The organism is Arthrobacter sp. Y3221159 (genome assembly GCF_059089885.1).
Genome location: NZ_JBNHFC010000054.1, coordinates 1 through 563, shown reverse-complemented (window position 1 = coordinate 563; position 563 = coordinate 1). Strand labels below are relative to the sequence as shown.

The window sequence follows — 563 nt, the reverse complement described above, 5'->3', positions numbered from 1 at the left end:
GCGTTGCGGACGGCGTGGTGTTCGGCCAGTTCGGAGTTGTATTTGAGGGGCATCTGCCAGCCGCCGAAGTCCGTGAAGGACGCGCCCAGTTTTTTGTGCTCGTCATAGAGAGCTGTGTATTTCTCAGTCATGGGCTTGTCCTTAGTTTTCGAAGTCTTCGAGGGGCGGGCAGGAGCAGACTAGGTTGCGGTCCCCGGCGGCGCCGTCAATCCGGCCCACGGGCGGGAAGTACTTGTCCTGCCGGAGCGAGGCCACGGGGAAGGCGGCCTGCTCCCGCGGGTAGGCGCGGTCCCAGTTCGAGGACACGACGGCGGCTGCCGTGTGCGGTGCCCGCCGCAGCGGCGAATCGCCAACAGTGAAGTCCCCGGCGGCCACCTGGTCGATTTCCTTGCGGATGGTGATCATCGCTTCGATGAACCGGTCGATCTCGGCCAGGTCCTCGGACTCGGTGGGTTCCACCATCAGCGTCCCGGCCACCGGGAAGGACAGGGTGGGGGCGTGGAAACCGAAATCGATCAGCCGCTTGGCCACATCCTCGGCCGTAATCCCGGTCTTCGCGGTCA

The 563-nt window shown here is 64.8% G+C and carries 2 pseudogenes; both read right to left on the bottom strand.

What is annotated here, in order from left to right:
* Positions 1 to 131, bottom strand: a pseudogene (locus AC5RT3_RS20635) (glycine cleavage system protein T); the annotation flags it as partial.
* Between the two features lie 10 nt (positions 132 to 141).
* A pseudogene (locus AC5RT3_RS20630) lies at positions 142 to 563 on the bottom strand (glycine dehydrogenase (aminomethyl-transferring)); the annotation flags it as partial.